This is a genomic window from uncultured Vibrio sp., from assembly GCF_947488985.1.
In the GTDB taxonomy this organism is placed as follows: Bacteria; Pseudomonadota; Gammaproteobacteria; order Enterobacterales; family Vibrionaceae; genus Vibrio.
Window position 1 is genome coordinate 1 of the sequence record NZ_CANLBV010000397.1, and the last position, 224, is coordinate 224.

1 protein-coding gene is annotated in these 224 nt (G+C 48.2%); it reads left to right on the forward strand.

Annotated features, from left to right (window positions below; genetic code table 11):
• The coding region (locus Q1A70_RS20735) for a hypothetical protein (RefSeq protein ID WP_299695644.1) at positions 1-207 on the forward strand (207 nt) is incomplete at its 5' end.
• Between the last annotated feature and the right edge of the window lie 17 nt (positions 208-224).

The following is a 224-nucleotide window of genomic DNA, read 5'->3' on the forward strand; positions in this document are numbered from 1 at the left end:
CTACAGCCTGAACAAGTAGACGCATTGGAAATGATGCAAGGCGTTTACAGCAATCAGGTGGCATTAAGTGCGGCGGTTGTTTCATTACAACGTCACGCTTTCGATTCAGATAATGACGTTCATGAACTGGCGGACAGTGTGGCAGCAAATACGCTCCCTCGCCTACAGGTCGTAGCGGAAGAAATGGAGAAAGAACTCAATGAGTGATTTTACGGCAATCGGCC